General features: G+C 67.8%; 17 protein-coding genes, 4 tRNA genes and 2 pseudogenes. 15 read left to right on the forward strand and 8 right to left on the reverse strand.

The features are described from left to right. Positions 1–19: 19 nt before the first annotated feature. The 3 genes and pseudogenes from ybaK to Q9R22_RS07250 all read left to right on the forward strand — a co-directional run. Entirely contained in the window at positions 20–541 is a 522-nt protein-coding gene (ybaK, locus tag Q9R22_RS07240) for a Cys-tRNA(Pro) deacylase (protein WP_064846797.1), read from the forward strand. A gap of 87 nt (positions 542–628) precedes the next feature. Then, positions 629–1,024 carry a hypothetical protein gene (locus Q9R22_RS07245; RefSeq protein WP_242670672.1) on the forward strand — a complete coding sequence of 132 codons (396 nt, stop codon included), beginning with the start codon at positions 629–631 and terminating at the stop codon, positions 1,022–1,024. Between the two features lie 12 nt (positions 1,025–1,036). Then, a pseudogene (locus tag Q9R22_RS07250) lies at positions 1,037–1,387 on the forward strand (enoyl-CoA hydratase-related protein); the annotation flags it as partial. 37 nt (positions 1,388–1,424) lie between these two features. Here the strand turns inward: Q9R22_RS07250 and Q9R22_RS07255 are convergent. After that, a complete protein-coding gene (locus Q9R22_RS07255; protein ID WP_269155647.1) occupies positions 1,425–1,556 on the reverse strand; it encodes a hypothetical protein in 132 nt (43 codons plus the stop codon). A 248-nt stretch (positions 1,557–1,804) separates the two neighbouring features. Here Q9R22_RS07255 and Q9R22_RS07260 point away from each other — a divergent pair. Then, positions 1,805–2,360, forward strand: a pseudogene (locus tag Q9R22_RS07260) (SDR family NAD(P)-dependent oxidoreductase). Positions 2,361–2,373: 13 nt separating this feature from the next. Here Q9R22_RS07260 and Q9R22_RS07265 read toward each other — a convergent pair. The 3 genes from Q9R22_RS07265 to Q9R22_RS07275 form a co-directional block, all read right to left on the reverse strand. Further along, entirely contained in the window at positions 2,374–2,709 is a 336-nt protein-coding gene (locus Q9R22_RS07265) for a putative quinol monooxygenase (RefSeq protein WP_206399173.1), read from the reverse strand. Positions 2,710–3,163: 454 nt separating this feature from the next. Continuing rightward, positions 3,164–3,583 carry a PIN domain nuclease gene (locus Q9R22_RS07270; protein ID WP_098054436.1) on the reverse strand — a complete coding sequence of 140 codons (420 nt, stop codon included), beginning with the start codon at positions 3,581–3,583 and terminating at the stop codon, positions 3,164–3,166. After that, a complete protein-coding gene (locus tag Q9R22_RS07275; RefSeq protein ID WP_131332832.1) occupies positions 3,574–3,801 on the reverse strand; it encodes a hypothetical protein in 228 nt (75 codons plus the stop codon). Before Q9R22_RS07275 ends, Q9R22_RS07270 begins: the two co-directional genes overlap by 10 nt. A gap of 189 nt (positions 3,802–3,990) precedes the next feature. Between Q9R22_RS07275 and Q9R22_RS07280 the strand changes: the two genes are divergently transcribed. The 9 genes from Q9R22_RS07280 (at position 3,991) to Q9R22_RS07320 (ending at position 15,847) form a co-directional block, all read left to right on the forward strand. Continuing rightward, complete coding sequence (locus tag Q9R22_RS07280) at positions 3,991–4,401, forward strand: hypothetical protein (RefSeq protein ID WP_064846804.1); 411 nt, start codon at positions 3,991–3,993, stop codon at positions 4,399–4,401. Between the two features lie 96 nt (positions 4,402–4,497). Continuing rightward, positions 4,498–8,157 carry a DNA polymerase III subunit alpha gene (locus tag Q9R22_RS07285; RefSeq protein ID WP_311254134.1) on the forward strand — a complete coding sequence of 1,220 codons (3,660 nt, stop codon included), beginning with the start codon at positions 4,498–4,500 and terminating at the stop codon, positions 8,155–8,157. 173 nt (positions 8,158–8,330) lie between these two features. Next, positions 8,331–9,545 (forward strand): metallophosphoesterase family protein, encoded by a 1,215-nt coding sequence (locus Q9R22_RS07290; protein WP_131332834.1) that lies wholly within the window; start codon positions 8,331–8,333, stop codon positions 9,543–9,545. Positions 9,546–9,723: 178 nt separating this feature from the next. Continuing rightward, positions 9,724–10,794, forward strand: a complete 1,071-nt coding sequence (locus Q9R22_RS07295; protein ID WP_131332836.1) for an App1 family protein — start codon at positions 9,724–9,726, stop codon at positions 10,792–10,794. An 89-nt stretch (positions 10,795–10,883) separates the two neighbouring features. Then, complete coding sequence (locus tag Q9R22_RS07300) at positions 10,884–11,375, forward strand: NAD(P)H-binding protein (protein WP_131332838.1); 492 nt, start codon at positions 10,884–10,886, stop codon at positions 11,373–11,375. Between the two features lie 295 nt (positions 11,376–11,670). Continuing rightward, on the forward strand, positions 11,671–11,907 hold the full coding sequence (gene nrdH, locus Q9R22_RS07305) for a glutaredoxin-like protein NrdH (RefSeq protein WP_064846808.1): 237 nt from the start codon (positions 11,671–11,673) through the stop codon (positions 11,905–11,907). A 128-nt stretch (positions 11,908–12,035) separates the two neighbouring features. Beyond that, the gene (gene nrdI / locus Q9R22_RS07310) at positions 12,036–12,530 is read left to right on the forward strand and encodes a class Ib ribonucleoside-diphosphate reductase assembly flavoprotein NrdI (RefSeq protein WP_131332840.1); all 495 of its coding nucleotides are present in this window, start codon (positions 12,036–12,038) and stop codon (positions 12,528–12,530) included. Beyond that, positions 12,527–14,686, forward strand: a complete 2,160-nt coding sequence (nrdE, locus tag Q9R22_RS07315; protein ID WP_064846810.1) for a class 1b ribonucleoside-diphosphate reductase subunit alpha — start codon at positions 12,527–12,529, stop codon at positions 14,684–14,686. Before nrdI ends, nrdE begins: the two co-directional genes overlap by 4 nt. 189 nt (positions 14,687–14,875) lie before the next feature. Beyond that, a complete protein-coding gene (locus tag Q9R22_RS07320) occupies positions 14,876–15,847 on the forward strand; it encodes an ornithine cyclodeaminase family protein (RefSeq protein WP_311254135.1) in 972 nt (323 codons plus the stop codon). Between the two features lie 43 nt (positions 15,848–15,890). On the opposite strand, the gene Q9R22_RS07325 is transcribed toward Q9R22_RS07320, so the two are convergent. Next, positions 15,891–16,373, reverse strand: coding sequence for a DUF2306 domain-containing protein (locus tag Q9R22_RS07325; protein WP_131332844.1), 483 nt, complete (start codon positions 16,371–16,373; stop codon positions 15,891–15,893). 79 nt (positions 16,374–16,452) lie between these two features. Here Q9R22_RS07325 and Q9R22_RS07330 point away from each other — a divergent pair, with 79 nt between their 5' ends. Next, positions 16,453–17,133 (forward strand): MerR family transcriptional regulator, encoded by a 681-nt coding sequence (locus Q9R22_RS07330; protein WP_131332846.1) that lies wholly within the window; start codon positions 16,453–16,455, stop codon positions 17,131–17,133. Positions 17,134–17,185: 52 nt separating this feature from the next. Here Q9R22_RS07330 and Q9R22_RS07335 read toward each other — a convergent pair. The 3 genes from Q9R22_RS07335 to Q9R22_RS07345 form a co-directional block, all read right to left on the reverse strand. Beyond that, positions 17,186–17,260 (reverse strand) — tRNA-Val (locus Q9R22_RS07335). Between the two features lie 29 nt (positions 17,261–17,289). Continuing rightward, positions 17,290–17,360, reverse strand: a tRNA-Cys gene (locus Q9R22_RS07340). Positions 17,361–17,417: 57 nt separating this feature from the next. Continuing rightward, a tRNA-Gly gene (locus tag Q9R22_RS07345) sits at positions 17,418–17,490 on the reverse strand. Between the two features lie 243 nt (positions 17,491–17,733). Between Q9R22_RS07345 and Q9R22_RS07350 the strand changes: the two genes are divergently transcribed. Continuing rightward, positions 17,734–17,805, forward strand: a tRNA-Val gene (locus Q9R22_RS07350). The last annotated feature ends 86 nt before the right edge of the window (positions 17,806–17,891 follow it).

A 17,891-nucleotide genomic window follows, 5' to 3' on the forward strand; every position in this document is an offset into this window, starting at 1 on the left:
CTGGAAGTGACCCGAGTGCATGACGGACGCGGCATGGGAGGAACCCGTGGGGAAGAAGACACAACGAGCATCGGCCACGCCCGCCACACTCGCCCTCGAGCGCGCTGGCGTGCAATTCGAGGCCATGGGTTACGAGCACGATCCCCGCGTCACGGCCTACGGGCGCGAAGCGGCCGAGGCGCTGGGGCTGCCGCCGCAGTGCGTGTTCAAGACCCTGGTGGTGCAGACGGATCACGATGGTTTCGGGGTGTGCGTAGTGCCTGTGGCGCAGAGTGCGGACCTGAAAGCGGTGGCCGTCGCGCTGGGTGCCAAGAAGGCCCGGTTGGCGGATCCCGGGGACGTCCAGCGACTGACTGGCTACGTGCTCGGCGGCGTGAGCCCTCTGGGTCAGCGCACCCGCTTGCCCACGGTGATCGACGACGGCGCTCGGCGGTTGGACCGGATGTACGTCTCCGGTGGCCGACGCGGGCAGGACGTGGGTCTGGCCCCGCGAGATCTGGCCGAGCTCACCGGGGCGGTGTTTGCGGCGATCGCCCGCTGAGGTGGTCGCCACGATCGCGCGGTGACCGGGCACGGTTTCATCTTCCGACCCTTGACGCGCCATGAAGTGGATCCAGATTTATTCGAGATGAATACTGATTCACTTACCGACATCTCGGCCCTTGCCCCGGAGGGAGCGGCCCGTCGCGCCCGCAAGGAGGCCCGCCGGAACCAGCTGCTGCGTGCGGCCGGTGCGGTGCTGGACGAACTCACCGAACGGGTCCCGGCCGCTGTGGCCGCGGCGGACGAGGACCCGGTGGAGCGGGTGAGCGCCGTCGCGCCCGAGGACCGGCCTCAGGGGAGGCCCGGAAGTCCGCTCGGAGGGCCGTCCCAGAATCCGTCCAGGAGCCCGCTCCTGGACCCAGCCGAGAATCCGCCCCGGAACCCGCCCGAGATGAGGAGACGCGTCATGACCGCTGAGCACGAGTTCGAGGACATCCTGTACGAGATCCGCGGCGCCGCGGCCGTGACCACCATGAACTGACCCCAGCGCTACAACGCGTTCCGGTCGCAGACGGTGTACGAGCTCATCACCGCACTCCGGCTCGCCTGGGCGGACCAGGCTGTGCAATCCGTCATCCTGACCGGTGCGGGCGAGAAGGCCTTCTGCACGGGCGGGGACGTGAAGCAGCGCGCCGAGACCGGCGACTATGGTCCGTCGCCGTCGGGGATGGTCGAGATCGGGAACCTGCACAAGGTCAACCGTGACATCCCCAAGCCGGTGATCGCGGCGGTCAACGGACTCGCGATCGGTGGCGGGCACGTGCGGCACGTGCTGTGCGATCTCACGATCGCCTCGAGCACCGCGCGCTTCGGTCAGTCCGGGCGCAAGGTGGGTTCGTACTGATCGTGGAGGAGATCGCCCGCGGTGACGTCAACGCGGGCTACGTCCAGGTGGTGGGTTCGCTCGTGGGACAGATCCCGGCGTCGTCGGCGTTGCCTAAGACGGCGGAGAAGTACGTGCCACTCATCAGAGCGGGCTCGGCATCGTGGGCATCGCCCTCTCCGAATCGCACGCGGGCTCGGACGCCGGCGACCCGAGGATGACGGCCCGGCGCACTGACGACGGTTGAGTCATCAACGGCACCAAAGCGGTGGGCCGCGGCCTGATGCGCTGCGAGGACGTCCTGGTCCCGCGCGAGCACCTGATCGGCCCGGGGGCGCGGGATTCACCCAGATCATGGAGCTCATCATTTCCCGCGAATCGGCCGGACGCGAGTACGCACCCTAACCGGGATCGACAGCACGACCAGGAGGATTGCCCATGAACGAGCACAACACCGGCATCACCGCACGGGTGGCGATCGTGACCGGCACCGGACAGGGCATCGGAGCGGCCATCGCCGAGCCGCTGCACGAGACCACTGAGGAATGGACCCGCGAGATCGTGACCGTGGAGCGGCTCGGGGTGCTCACTGTGGCTCGCCATGTCCTGCCGCATCTGCGTGCGGCGGGAGCCGCGGGTCGGCGGGCGAGCTTGGTCGTGGTGTCGTCGGACAGTGCCAAGGCGGGCTCGTTCGGGGACGCGGTGTCGTCGGCCGCGCGGGCGGGTGTGCTGGGCATGGCGCGCTCCGTGGCGCGCGAGAACGCCGTGGTACCCGTGACGGCCAACGCCGGGTCCCACGGACACCATGTACCGCGAGCTCGCGGACGCCCAGGGCCTCACGGGGAAGATCTTCTCCGGGATGACACGGGGCATCCCCGCCCGCAGGCTCGGCACCCCCGAGGAGGTCGCGGCCACGATCCACTTCCTGCTCTCCCCGGGGACTGCCTACATCACGGGCCAGGCGATCTCGGTGAGTGGTGGGTTGACGATGTGATGGTGGCGCCGGGTCAGCGCGGGATGCCCGCCACGGCTTGCAGCCGGTGGCTGGTCATGCCTTCACGGTCGATGATCGGTAAGGCCCGCTGGATCCGCTCCTGGACGGCCGGGATCTGCAGGGACGCCTGATGATCCTCCTCGGTGTCCCAGACCTCGGTGACCCACACGGCATCAGGGTCCTCGGGATCGGTGGCCACGAGGTAGAGGCGGCAACCGGGCATGGGCTCGGCGGCGTCGTTCTCGGCCAGGATGCCCGCGAGCGCGTGTCCGTTCCCGGGGGTGGAGCGGAGGCATCCGTGGAGCATGAACAGGGCGGTGGTGTCGGCTGTCCCGATGGATGTCGTCATGGGGCCAATCTAACCGCTGTGTGGCGTGGAACACAGGGGTGCGTGCGGACAATGCCGGCGCTCCCGAAAGGGGTACGGACACCATGCCCCGGAACTGCTCCAGGGCATCATCTCCGGGCGCTTGGTCCGGGTGTGCAACGTCCGGACGGTGCCCGAGCGGCGTCGTAGTGTGAGCTCATGCGCCAGCGGACGACGACGGGCACGGCAGCGCGCCCCGGCGCTGGCAGCGCGCCCCGGCGCTGGCAGGGCGCTTTTCGCGGCGATCGCGGGAACGGTTATCGAGTGGTACGACTACGCGTTGTACGGCACCGCTGCCGGGCTCAGCATCGGCCGCTGTTCTTCGCGGGATGGACTCCGGGGCGTCGCCCAGGGCGGCGGGCCCGCGGTATTTCCCCGGTCACGGCGCAGAGAATCACCGACCGGGAGGGCCGATAATCGCCTCACGCGTGTTCTGTCATCGCAGCGTGAGGGTTTCCACCGGCTGGCCTGTGACCGCGGCAATCAAGTCGAAGTCCTTGTCCATGGCCAGCACCGTCAGCCCAGCCTTCTCTGCACATGCTGCGATCAGCAGATCCGGAATGGACGGCGCACGATGCTGACCTCTATCGGCGAGCAACATCTGCACCTGGAAGGCACGGTCCTCCATCGCGGGCGTCAGATGTTCGATGGGCATCAGCGACAGCGGCGGCAGCCCGAACGCCTGACGCCCGCCTTCGCCGGAACGGGATGAGAATCCCAGTTCAAGCCGCGTGACCGTCGAGAGTCGAACCAGTCCTCGTTCGATGCGGGCATTCCAGTCCTCAAGGTGCGCGGCCTTCCCTGCCTGCATTCGTGCATACGCAGACTTGTCAATTAACCAGCCGGTCACTGCCACGCGGCAGCCATGATGTCGTCATCCATGAGGTCGCCGAAGGCGCGGGAGGAGCGCTCCCAGTCCTCAGTGGTCACCGTGGCCTTGTCGTCCGTCATGGCTGCCGCTGTCTCGAACTTCCGGCGCAGGAACTCGTTGCGGGATAGCCCCAGCGCGGATGCCTCCGCATCGATGCTTTCAACCGCCCTGTCACTGAGTCCCCGGATGAGGACATTCTTCATCGTCAGCACCTCCTCGAAGAATGCTATCGCGATATCGTTTAGCGGAAAAGATCTCACCCACGCCCGTGTGCGGGCATCTCTCCGGTGACCGACACCGCTGTGGCGTCGGTCGCTTATGCGTGTCGGACGATCTTGGCACCGTCTCAGTAGTCGAATAAATTTTCGAATAATCGGGGAGGGTGAGCCACCATGACGGTGCTGGAGATGACAGAGACCGGGCAATACGAGGACCCGTGGGACACGGTTCCGGTGATCGGCGCGGGCATGCCGGTGGAGCGTCCCACGGGGCTGGTGGGCGGCTCCACGGACCCCGCCCTCGATGATCTCGCGGTGGTGTGTGACATCACCGGGACGCCGTGTGTGGTGACGTACCGCGGTGAGGAGCATCGCGTCCTGCAGCCCGCCGTTCGCTGGTACGAACGCCGGAATTGGTGGGACGTGGAGGTCCGCGTGCCGCGTGAGAGCCGCACGAGCGCGGTGGATCAGGAGCGGTGGCGGGTGCAGGTCGTCCGGCCCGGGGTGGTTATCGCACGCACCTTCGAGCTGGTCCGGAACCAGTTCACCGATCAGTGGCGGGTGCTCCGTGTCAGCGCCGCATGAGACCGCCCGTGGTCCCCGTGCGGAGTCCTTCCATGTCACTTCATGTCGCCCGCGGAGCCGTCCACGATTGACAGAAGTTCGAATAAAGTTTCGAATATGGGCATGTGGTTCCCCCATCTTCACGTGGCCTCGGCCTTCAGTGCGCACTACGGTGTGGCGCGTCCGGAAGAACTCGCCCGGGCGGCGGCGTCCCAGGGAGCACAGGTCCTCGCGTGCACGGACCGGGACGGCCTCTACGGGGCCGTCAAACACGTGCTGGCATGCCGCGCGCACGGTCTCGCTCCCGTCCTGGGTGTGGACATCGCCCTGCTGCGGACCCCGCGCGCCGTCGCGGGAGGCGCGCAGGGCCGGGTGGCCGGGAAGAGTCGGGCGGCCGGACAGCGACGTCGTCCGGCGGCACCCGTGGTGATCGGCCGGGTGGTGGTCCTGGCCACGGGACGCAACGGGGGAGCCGGGTACGCGGCCCTGTGCCGGGTGGTCTCCGCCGCCCACCGGGCTCATGACCGGCACGCGGCCCACCCCATCGGACTCAGCGCGGAGCAGTTGGCGCGGCACGTGCATCGTGCGGCGCGCCACGGTGATCCCGGACTCGTGGTGCTGCTCGGCCCGGACTCGGACGTGGGTCGGCTGCTCGTGGGACGGCACTACCACGCGGCGCGCACCGCGCTGAACCGATGGCGTCACGCGCTGCCCGTGGAGACCCTCGTGGTGGAGACGGTGACCCACCTGGCGCCCCAGGGTGCGCCCCTGAGCATGGGGCACGCGGTGCGGATGTTCCAGATCGGGCGGCAGGCGCAGCTGCCCGTGGTGCTCAGCAACGCCGTGCGCTACGCCCACCCGGGGCAGGCCGTGACCGCGGACGTCCTGGATGCCGCCCGGACCTTGATGTCCCTCGACGAACTGGCCGGGGCGGATCGCGGTGTGCTGCAACCCAACGGGCAGGGCTGGCTCAAGGACGGTGACGAGATGAGTCTGCTGGCCCGGGAGATCGCCCTCGCCGCGGACCACGGTCAGGCGGGACACGGCGCGCTGCTCGCGGACACCCACCACCTGGCCCAGCGCTGCCGTCTAGATCCGGAGGGGGATCTCGGGGTGGACCGTCCGGTGATCCCGGAGGCCTCGGTGATCGGGGTGAGCGGTGACCCGGACCGGGAACTGGCCCAGCGTTGCTACGCGGGACTCGCCCGGTTGCATGCCGGCGAGGACTGGGACCGCACCGTGCCCGGACTCAACCGGGAGTCCCTGCGCGGACGGTTGGAACGGGAACTCGCGGTGATCGCCCAGCTCGGCTTCGCCGGGTACTTCCTGACCGTGGGGGAGGTCTCGGAACTGATGAGCGGCATGGGTGTGCGTCACGCCGCTCGCGGTTCCGGGGTCTCGTCCCTGGTGGTCCACCTGTTGGGGATCTCACCGGCGGATCCGCTCGAGTACGACCTCGTCTTCGAGCGCTTCCTCTCCCCGCTGCGCCCCAGCCTGCCGGACATCGACATCGACATGGAGAGCGCGCAACGCCACGCCGTCTACCACCGGATCTTCGAACGCTTCGGCCCCCGCCGCGTCACGCTCATGAGCATGCAGAACGCCTACCGCTCCCGCGGAGCAGTGCGGGACGCCGGACTGGCACTGGGGCTCGAGGCCCAGGAGGTGGACCACGTGGCCACCCAGTTGTGGCGCGTGCCCGGGGGCACCCTGCGGGAGGAGATCGCACGCCGGCCCGAACTCGCCCCGCTCGCGGAGCGGCTGCGCAACAACCGGCAGTTGGACCTGCTCGTGGATCTCACCGAACGCCTCGACCGACTACCCCGGCACATCTCCATGCATCCGTGCGGGGTGATCCTCTCCGACACCACCCTGTTGCAGCGCACCCCCGTGCAGGCCAGCGGGATCGGGCTGCCCATGTCCCAGTACGACAAGCACGACATGGACCCCATGGGGCTGATCAAACTCGACATCCTGGGCGTGCGCATGCAGTCCACCCTGGCCCACGCCGTGGAGGAGATCACCCGGTTGCGACCCCACGAACCCCCGCCCAACCTCGACACCATGCCCCGGGACGACCCCGACACCTTCCGGCTGATCAGCTCCACCCACACCCTGGGGTGCTTCCAGATCGAGTCCCCCGGGCAGCGGGAACTGATCGGGACCATGGGACCGGAGGATTTCAACGACCTCGTCGTGGACATCTCCCTGTTCCGCCCCGGGCCCATGCAGGCCGCCATGGTCCGGCCCTACCTCAACGCCCGCCACGGCTGGGCCACGCCCACCTACCCCCACCCGGACCTCCAGGAGATCCTCGCCGAGACCCGCGGGGTGGCCGTCTACCACGAACAGATCATGCGCATCATGGACCGGATGACCGGGTGTGGTCTGGCCCGCGCGGACATCTGGCGGCGACTGCTCGGCTCTGCCTCGGAGGAGCCCGTGGAAACCGCTTTCCGCGACGGCGCCCGCGCTCGCGGCTACGCCCCGGACGTGATCGACACGGTGTGGGGGATCCTGCACGCGTTCGGCAGTTTCGGTTTCTGCAAGGCCCACGCGGTGGCCTTCGCGGTGCCCACCTATCAGTCGGCGTGGTTGAAGACCCATCACCCGGAGGCGTTCATGGCCGGGGTGTGGGAACATGACCCCGGGATGTACCCCGCCCGCCTGCTCGTGGGGGAGGCCCGCCGCATGGGGATCCCCGTGCTGGGCCCGGACGTCAACCGCAGCACGGACCACCACCGGGTGGAGTCGGTCACGCCGCGGCCAGGGACCGTGGTCTCGGGGGACCTGGACCGGGGGATCCCCCACACCCAGGACGGTGCGTGGGGGATCCGCATGTCCCTGGGTTCCATCGCGGGGATCAGCGCCGCGGAGATCGAACGTCTCGTGGCCGCCCAGCCCTACAGCACCCTCGCCGAACTGCGGGTGCGCGCCCGGCCCACCCGGCGCACGCTGCAACGGCTCGCGGAGGCGGGCGCCCTGGACTCCCTCTTGCACCGCGCCGAGACGCGGGCCTCCCACACGGACATGGTCCACTTCCTGCGGGAACAGGCGGATCGGCCCGCGACCGGGCGCGGGACCTCGGCCCGTGCGCAGCCCGGGGAGGGGCAGCTGGCCCTACCCCTCGGGGACGTGGACCTGGCCGCCCTTCCGGCGCGGCTGCCTGAACCGAGCACGGGGGAGCGGGTCAAAGCGGAGATGGACACCATGCGCATCGAGGTCAGCGCCCACCTCATGGACTCGCACGGTGAGCTCATGCGTTCCTACGGGGCCACCCGCGCCGAGGACCTGTTGGGGTTGCGCAACGGCACCGAGGTGATCGTAGCTGGCGTGCGGGTCTCCACCATGACCCCGCCCATGCGCAGCGGCAAACGCGTGGTCTTCATCTCCTTGGACGACGGCTCCGGGGCCGTGGACTGCACGTTTTTCGACGAGGCCCAGGCCGCCTCCGGTGAGGTACTGTTCGCCCCCACGCTGCTGTTGGTCCACGGCCACACGCGCCGCACGGGCCCGCGGGGGATCGGGATCCAGGCGGCCCAGGCGTGGGACCTCTCCCGCCCGGAGACCCTCCCGGATCCCCGGTCCCTGCTGGGTTCGCGGCCCACACCGTCCCGTCCGCCGCGACCGGAGTCCGCTGAGGGCCCCGGACGACGCCGCAGCCACGGCCCCGAACGGCCCGGTGCCTCCCGGGGCCGCGCTCCCCAGGGGGACAGCGCCGTCGCCGGTGCGCACCCCCGCACCAGAACGGAAGTGAAACCCCAGGTCAGAAGGTGAATAACCGGCGCGCGGCTCGTGCCCCACGGGACACCGGGGCGCCACGTGGCCGTAACGCGGTGACCCTAGCGTGTGACTCACCCACCGCCCGTCGCGGTCGGATGCTCACCGCCCGTAGTAGCCGGACCCCCTCCGCCCGCAGCGGTCGGAACCCTTCGCACCAGGAGCACCACATGACCGAGAACACCTCACATCCCTCGCGCCGGAACCTGATCACCGGGGGCAGCGCCATCGCGGCCGCCGGTGTGCTCGCCGCCACGCCGTCGACCGCCCACGCGGCACCGGCGCTTGTGACCCAGCACGGCCACGGTCACAGCCGGATGCCCCTCTCTTTCGGGCGCAATGGCAGGTTCAAGATCGTCCAGTTCAACGACACCCAGGACGGCCCGCGCACCGACCGGCGCACCATCGAGCTCATGAACAAGGTGCTGGACCGGGAGAAGCCCCAGTTCGTGCTGATCAACGGGGACGTGATCGACGGTTCCCCGCGCACCGACCGCGAGGTCAAGCAGGCCGTGAACAACGTGGTGCTGCCCATGGAGTCCCGGGGCATCAAGTGGGCGGTGACATTCGGCAACCACGACGAGGACTCCACCGAGGAGCACGGCACCGGGATGCGTGAACCGCAGTTGGTCGAGTTCGTGCGCCAGTACAAACACAACCTCAACCCCGGGGACGACCAGAAGGTCTTCGGCTCGTCCAACGCCCAGCTGTTGATCCGCGGGTCCCGCGGCCACGCCCCCGCGTTCGCCGTGTGGTTGCTGGACTCCGGCCGGTACGCGGAGGAACGCCCCGGCGGGCAGGACCGTGAGGGTCTCATGGGCTACGACTGGATCCGTCCCCAGCAGATCCGCTGGTACAACGACCTCTCGGTGGAGACCGAGCGCCGTTACGGGAAGAAGATCCCGGGGCTCATGTACTTCCACATCCCCACGTGGGAGCACCACCACATGTGGTTCGGTCAGCAGTTCACTTCGGACGAGTCCGGGCACGCGGCCGCCGTGAAGCGTCACGGGATCGTGGGGGAGAAGCACGAGAACGTCTACACGGGCATGGTCAACTCGGGGATCTACGCCGCGGTCCTGGAACGCGGGGACGTCCTGGGCCTGTACTGCGGCCACGACCACATCAATACCTACATGGGCAACTACTTCGGGGTCGAACTGGGCTACGGCCCCGGCACGGGTTTCGGGACCTACGGGCTCAACGACGGCACCCGTGACGAGCACACCCTGCGCGGTGCCCGCGTGTTCGAGCTCGACGAGCGCACCAAGCGCGTCTACACCCGCACACGCCTGGTCTTCGCCAAGGACCTCGGGATCGACATGAGCCCCGAGACCCAGCCCATCGACCACCCCGAGCGCTTCCCGCGCTACGTGCGCGGCTGAGCCGCGGGCACCGGGGCCGGGCCCCGGGTCCGTCCTCGCGCCCGGGGCCCGACGCCCTGCCCGCAGCCCTGCCAGGGGTTCGACGGCGCGGCCCCGCTCCACGACGCCGCGCGCCGTCGTCCGCGGCACGGTACGCCGCGACGTCGTGGGCCGGGAGTGCTGTGCAAAACTGTGAGGCATGGCGAAAAACAGTGGCGGAGGAGATCTGCTGCAGACCGTGGACCAGGTCACGGAAGAGGCGATCAACATCGCGTACCGCTTCGACCAGAAGCTGCAGCGATGGCGTCAGGGACGGGCCGTGCAGCGCGGGGACATCCCCACCATGCTCGCCTTCGACGGCTACGGCAGCCCCCGCTACGTGCGGGCCCTGGGGCGTGTGCTCCTCAAGACGCGCTTGCTGATCGAGGACACCGACGACGCCGCGGAGTCGATCCGCGGGTGGCGTTCCTTCACGTCCGTGCCCTTCGCGTTCGCCCACGTCAACGTGTGGTTGGGCGAGCACGAGTTCCACCTCGTGGCGGACAAGGGCGGCGTGATCGACGTGGACCTCAAGGTCTCCATGACCCCCGGGGTGCACACCATTTACATGCAGGCCGAGGGCTCGGAGGTCACGGAGGCCAAGGTCACCGTGGTCTCGGACGAGCAGCACGTGGGGGTCGTGTGCGACGTGGACGACACCGTGATGGTCACCGCCCTGCCCCGCCCCATGCTCGCGGCCTGGAACTCGTTCGTGGCCAACGAGCACGCGCGCATCCCCACGCCGGGGATGTCCACCATGATGGACCGGCTGCGCCGCAGCCATCCGCACGCACCCTTCCTCTATCTCTCCACGGGGGCGTGGAACGTGGCGCCCACCCTGCGTCGGTTCCTCACGCGCAACGCGTACCCCGCCGGAGCGCTGCTGCTCACCGACTGGGGGCCCACCACGGAGCGCTGGTTCCGGTCTGGTTCCCAGCACAAGGTGCAGAACCTGCAGCGTCTGGCGCGCAACTTCCCCCACGTGCGGTGGATCCTGATCGGCGACGACGGTCAGCACGATCCGCAGATCTACTCGGGCTTCGCGCAGCGTCACCCGGATTCGGTGGCCGCCATCGTGATCCGCAACCTCTCACCCACCGAGGCCGTCCTGGCCGCGGGCACCCGCGCCTCGGAGGGCCATCACGTGACCGTTCCGGAGGGCACGCTGTGGATCGAGGCCAACGACGGCGCCTCCATCTCGGATCAGCTGAAGGACGCCGGGTTGCTCTGAACCCGCGCGGGCCACGGGGGCGCCCCGATCCGGGCGCCCGTCGACCCGCCCCGAGCACATTGTCGGATGCACCCCCGAACGGAGGAACCATGGCACACACGACCCTCGGTATCACCGGCGCCACGGGACGCATCGGCGGGGCCGTCTCGCGTCGGCTCGAAGAACGCGGCGTCGCCCACCGGCTGCTCGTGCGTTCCCCGCACCGGGTCGCGTCCCACGTGGCCGCAGCGAACGGCCTGCTCGACGCCGCCACCATGGACTTCGCCGACCCGGACGGGGCCGCGGAGTCGATGGCGGGACTGGACACTGTGTTCCTGGTGTCCGCGTCCGAATCGGCGGATCGCAAGCAACAGCAACTGGCCATGGTCGAGGCGCTGTCCCGCGCGGGCGTGCGCCGGGTGGTCTATACGTCCTTCGCTGCACCCGCACCGGACGCGACCTTCACGTTCGCCCGCACCCACTACGTCACAGAGCAGGCCATCGAGCGCGCCGGTCTCGAGTACACCTTCCTGCGGGACAATTTCTACCTGGGCGTCTTCCCGGACTTCGTCAGTGCCGACCGCGTCCTGCGCGGCGCGTGAGACACGCTGTGCAAAAAAATTTTTCGTGACTTCCCCCGCCCGTCTTGTCCACATGGGCCCCGCGAGAACCGCGTGTTCTCAGGGCTCCCGGACGCGGTCCCTGTGGACAACCCGGGGAAAAGACGACATCCCCCTGTGGATCACACGACCACATCATGTTGGGTCCTGTTCCGGCACACGACACTAGATGTAGTATTGACGTAGATCTTCAACCACCTGGCGCACCACCCGGATCCAGAGCCGAACGGCCCCGGAAGCGCCCGAAAATCGGTACTTCCCGCAAGGAGAATGGGCTATGTCTGTCACCGTGTATTCCAAGCCGTCGTGCGTCCAGTGCAACGCCACCTACCGTGCTCTCACCAAGAAGGGCATCGACTACACCGTCGTGGACGTCACCGAGGACACCGCCGCCTACGAGCACGTGGTGGGCCTGGGATACCAGCAGGTCCCCGTCGTGGAGACCGCCACCGAGCACTGGTCCGGCTTCCGCCCGGACAAGATCAACGCGCTGGCCCTGCTGCGCTCCGCCTGAGCCGGAAACGGACGGACCGCCGCGGACGGCCCGGCACCACCCGGGCGAGTGGCCCCGAACCCCACCGCCAGCCCGCCCCCGGAATCACACGAATTGGTACGACCCCCCCAGAATCGAAGTGACCCGGCATGAGTGCTCTCGCCACGGTTCTCGCCCAGGCGAAGGAGCGGGAACTCCATCGCACACCCGTCGTCGCGGGGGATGATGCACCCCTAGTGGTGTACTTCTCCTCCGTGACGCGCAACACGGACAGGTTCGTCACCAAGCTCCCGGTGCGGTCCGTCCGGTTGCCCCTGAAGACCACCGAGACCGCTCCCCGCATTGACGAACCCTACGTGCTGGTAGTGCCCAGTTACGGGCGTCCCGGGGGAGCGGGATCGGTCCCACCGCAAGTCGTGAAGTTTCTCAACGATCCCGTCTCGCGCGCGCACCTGTTGGGGGTGCTCGGCGCGGGCAACACCAACTTCGGCCCCCTGTTCTGCGTCGCCGCGGAGAAGGTCGCAGCCAAGTGTCAGGTTCCCCTGCTCTACAAGTTCGAGCTCATGGGAACCGACGAGGACGTCGAGAAGGTTACCCAAGGATTGGACAAGTTTTGGCAAGCATCCATGCAACCCCGGGCGTGAGCGTCGAACCCGGTCACGAGGATCCCACCTGCCCCGAGAAGTACCGCGGGCTGGGCTACCACGAGCTCAACGCGCTGTTGAACCTCTACGACGCGGACGGCAAGATCCAGTTCGAGGCCGACCGCCAGGCCGCGCGACAGTACTTCCTGCAGCACGTGAACAAGAACACCGTGTTCTTCCACGACCTCGAGGAGAAGCTCAAGTACCTCGTGGACCACCAGTACTACGAGGCCGAGGTGCTCGAGAAGTACAGCTTCGAGTTCGTGAAGGCGCTGTCCAAGCAGGCCTACGGCTACAAGTTCCGGTTCCAGACCTTCCTGGGCGCGTTCAAGTTCTACACGTCATACACGCTCAAGACCTTCGATGGTCAGCGTTACCTGGAACGGTTCGAGGACCGCGTGGTCATGGTGTCCCTGTACCTCGCGGACGGGGACGAGGCCCTCGCGCAGCGGCTCGTGGCGGAGATCATCTCCGGACGGTTCCAGCCGGCCACGCCCACGTTCCTCAACGCGGGCAAGAAGCAGCGCGGCGAGCTCGTCTCGTGCTTCCTGGTGCGCTTCGAGGACAACATGGAGTCGATCGGGCGCAACATCAACTCCGCGCTGCAGCTGTCCAAGCGCGGCGGTGGCGTGGCGTTCGCGCTGACCAACCTGCGCGAGTCCGGTGCGCCCATCAAGATGATCGAGAATCAGTCCTCCGGTGTTATCCCCGTGATGAAGCTGCTCGAGGACTCCTTCTCCTACGCCAATCAGCTGGGTGCCCGCCAGGGCGCCGGCGCGGTGTACTTGAACGCCCACCACCCGGACATCCTCAACTTCCTGGACACCAAGCGCGAGAACGCGGACGAGAAGATCCGCATCAAGACCCTCTCGCTGGGTGTGGTCATCCCGGACATCACGTTCGAGCTGGCCAAGAAGGACCAGGACATGTACCTGTTCTCCCCGTACGACGTGGAGAGGATCTACGGCGTGCCGTTCGCGGACGTCAACGTGAGCGAGAAGTACCACGAGATGGTGAACGACTCCCGCATCGCCAAGAAGAAGATCAACGCCCGCGAGTTCTTCCAGACCGTGGCGGAGGTGCAGTTCGAGTCCGGGTACCCGTACATCATGTTCGAGGACACGGTGAACCGCGCCAACCCCATCGACGGCAAGATCATCATGTCCAACCTGTGCTCCGAGATCCTACAGGTCTCCGAGCCCTCCGTGTACAACGAGGATCTCACGTACGCGCAGGTGGGCAAGGACATCTCGTGCAACCTGGGGTCCATGAACATCGCCATGGCCATGGAGTCCCAGGACTTCGGCGCGAGCATCGAAATCGCGATCCGCGGTCTCACGGCGGTCTCGGACATGTCCAACATCGACTCGGTGCCCTCCATCCGGCGCGGCAACGAGATGTCCCACGCGGTGGGCCTGGGGCAGATGAACCTGCACGGGTACCTCGCCAAGGAGCACATCCACTACGGCTCGACCGAGGGCGTGGACTTCACCAACATGTACTTCTACGCGGTGACCTACCACGCGATCCGCGCGTCCAACCTGATCGCCAAGGAGCGCGGCGAGTCCTTCGTGGGCTTCGAGAAGTCGGCCTACGCGAGCGGCACGTTCTTCGACAAGTACGTCGACGGCGTGTGGGAGCCCGCCACGCCGCGCGTCGCCGAGCTGTTCGAGCGGGCGGGCATCGCCCTGCCCACCGCGGACGACTGGCGTGAGCTGCGCGAGAAGGTCATGGCGGACGGGATGTACAACCAGAACCTGCAAGCGGTCCCGCCCACGGGGTCCATCTCGTACATCAACAACTCCACGTCCTCGATCCACCCGATCGCCTCGCGGATCGAGATCCGCAAGGAGGGCAAGCTCGGGCGTGTGTACTACCCGGCGCCGTTCATGGACAACGAGAACCTGGAGTACTTCCAGGACGCGTACGAGATCGGCTACGAGAAGATCATCGACACGTACGCCGCCGCGACCCAGCACGTGGACCAGGGCCTGTCCCTCACGCTGTTCTTCAAGGACACCGCCACCACGCGCGACATCAACCGCGCGCAGATCTATGCGTGGCGCAAGGGCATCAAGACCATGTACTACTCCCGCATCCGCCAGCTGGCGCTCGAGGGTACCGAGGTCGAAGGCTGCGTCTCCTGCATGTTGTGATCCCCGCCGTCTCCTGACGGCACCGCGTCGGCAACGACGACGCCGCTCCCGCCCCACCCGGGTCTCTTAGCCGGGTGGGGCGGGAGTTTTTCCCTAAAGTCCGGCCCTGGCCGGGGATATGCTGACGGAACGGTCGAGACAGTGAATCGGCCAATGCCGGAGCACCGCATCCCTGGGAGGAACCGCATCATGACCACCGCGGAATCGACCCCCCAGGAGCAGTGCTCGACAGGAATCCAGGGTGCACCCGCGTGGTACACCGAGGAACAGATCGTGCGGGCGGTTCCCGCCGAGCGTGCACGTCGGCTTCTCGAAGCCACGCTGCGTTCCGGATTCCGCCCGGAAGATGACCCCGCGCGCAGCAATGTCCCCGCCGGCGAGGGCCACCTGCTGTTGATGCCGTCGGTCATTGGTGACTGGGCAGGCATCAAGGTCGCATCGGTCTCGCCCGGGAATCCCGAACGCGATCTGCCCCGCATCCAGGCCACCTACATGCTCATGGACTCGGCCACCCTGAGTCTTCGAGCTCTGCTGGAAGGCAACGTCCTCACCACCCTGCGGACCCCCGCGATCTCGGCCGTGGCCACCGATTACCTGGCCCCGAAGGAGGCGACCAAGCTCGTGGTGTTCGGCACGGGGCCGCAGGCGCTCGCCCACATCGCGGCATTCGCCGAGATCCGCTCGTTCACGGAGGTGGTGGTGTGCGGCCGGACGCCGCGCAAGGTGGACGCCGCCGTCGACTACGCCCGCACGCTAAGTCTCGCGGCCCGATCGGGGGACGCGAGCGAGGTGCGCGACGCGGACGTGGTGGTGTGCACGACGTCGGCGGCGGAGCCCCTCTTCGACGGTGCCCTGGTGCCGGACACCGCGTGCGTCGTGGCCATGGGATCCCACCAGCCACAGTTCCGCGAGCTCGATTCCGCGCTCATGGGTCGCGCCCAGGTGGTCGTGGAGGACCGGGCCACCGCCATGCGTGAAGCCGGGGACGTAATCCAGGCCGTGGCCGACAGTTCATTACACGAGGACTCACTCGTGGACCTCGCGGACGTCGTCACGGGCGCGGTGGCCCCTGATGAGACGCGGCCCCGCGTGTTCAGGTGCGTGGGCATGAGTTGGCAGGACCTGGTCGTGGCCGTAGGGGTGGTCGATCCGAACGTGTGAGAGGGGAGCGGGCGTCGTCGGCTTCGTCTTGCTCAGCGGCGTGTCATGACGACGGCCCTCGCTGCGTCCCGGTGCCCCGGTACGTTCGAATGATGGTCCCGCTCCACGCGGCGACCAGGAGGGTGACCCCCAGCGCCGCGCCCAGGAGGGTCACCGGGCTAGAGGCGAAGGTCTGGGAAATGGCCCTCGTGGGCACACCCACGGCGAAACCGAAGGCGGCCAGGGTGCCCAGGTAGCAACCGAGCATGTTGCGCCGGTGCATTCGGACGTCGCCGTGCAGGATTCCCCACATGGCCAACCCCACCGAGAAGAGGGTGAACGCGGCGAGTCCGTGTAGCCACGTCAGGCCGTGGGGGTGGATGAGGAAGGACGTGACGCAGTTGAGGACCATGGCGCTCACCCACGTCACTCCCAGGACGCGGTGTGCGCGATCGCGGCGTCTGCGCAGCAATTGCACCGGTCCCAGCAATAGGACGAAGAACGCGCACGACGCGTGAACGGCGATGATCGGTGTGAAGTGCTCCATACCGCTAAGATAGTTTCGGTATCCAGCGCGCGCCATCAGGACAGCTGGCGCGCGGAGGACTATCCGAGGGGGCTGCGTCATGCTGCTCAATGCCCTGGCCGAGGTCAGTAACACCACCACGGCCAGCATCAAGTTCTACCGTCGGGAGGGACTGTTGCCCGCCGGCACCAGGCTCACCGCCACGCGGCAGGACTACGACCAGGGTCACGTGGAACGCCTGCAGCTCATCCGCGTACTGCGGGAGGAGGCCGGTGCCACGATCCCCGACATCCGTGCGCTGGTCACCGCGATCGACGATCCGCGGCGGCCCCTGGTGGAGGCCCTCGAAATCGCCCAGGCGCTCGCTGCGGGCCTGTCACCTGCCGAGGCCGGCGGGCCCCCGGAGCGCCGGGAGGATCCGATGATCCGGGACCTGCTCACGCAGCTGGGGTGGCCGGACGTGGCCAGCGGGCCGCGCCGGGCGCTCGGTGAGTTGTTGGAGGGCCTGCGGGCCGCTGGTTCACCCGTGGACCGGGGCGTCCTGCTGCGTTACGGCCGCGCACTCGACGAGCTCACTCGCGGGGACATCGCGAGCATCCACGAGCCCGCGCAGCCTTCGGTGGATTCCCTTTCCGGCGACACCGGTGGAGCGGGGGAGACGCCGTCCCGGGACGTCATCGTGGCCCGCGCGGTGCGGGGAATGGTCTCCTACGATCGGCTGACCCGGGTGCTGCGGGCCCTGGGCCATGCTTCCCACTCGGTGCGCGCCGCCGGGTCGTAGGTCAGCGGTGGCACGCGAAAGGCCCCGGAACGTAGTGTTCCGGGGCCTTGTCTGGTGCGCGATACTGGGATCGAACCAGTGACCTCTTCCGTGTCAGGGAAGCGCGCTACCGCTGCGCCAATCGCGCTCAATCGCTTGAACGAGGTGGTTGCACCGAGGTGGAGACGGGATTCGAACCCGCGTAGACGGCTTTGCAGGCCGCTGCCTAACCACTCGGCCACCCCACCGGGGACCAGATCCTTGGAGGACAAGGTCTCAGGTCTCGACCAGGGTCGAAAACTGCGAGCGGACGACGGGAGTCGAACCCGCGACCCTCACCATGGCAAGGTGATGCTCTACCAGCTGAGCTACGTCCGCATTGTCGGTCGATCGAGGCCCTGGAACTCAGTGCTCCGTTCTTCCGAGCGGAAACTTTATCACAAGACTTCACACCCTTCCGTGCTTGTCCATCCGGGGTGTTGCCATCGGAGGACTTCGCTTTCGGGGCGTTGCCAACGAGCAAGAACATTACCCACCGGAGCGGGTCCGGGCAAATCGATCGCGGACGCCGGGGAATTTGCCGTTCCCGGACGAAGTGTTCTAGAGTCTTCAACGTTGCAAGCGCGATTGGCGCAGCGGTAGCGCGCTTCGTTCACACCGAAGAGGTCACTGGTTCGATCCCAGTATCGCGCACGGTAACGAGGAACCCGGTCCCGGGAGGGGCCGGGTTCTTTCGTGTCCAAGGCCGATCGGACCGGTCGGTCCGGCCCCGGCCGCGT

The sequence above is a fragment of the Kocuria sp. PD6 genome (assembly GCF_031844145.1).
GTDB classification, from domain to species: domain Bacteria; phylum Actinomycetota; class Actinomycetes; order Actinomycetales; family Micrococcaceae; genus Kocuria; species Kocuria marina.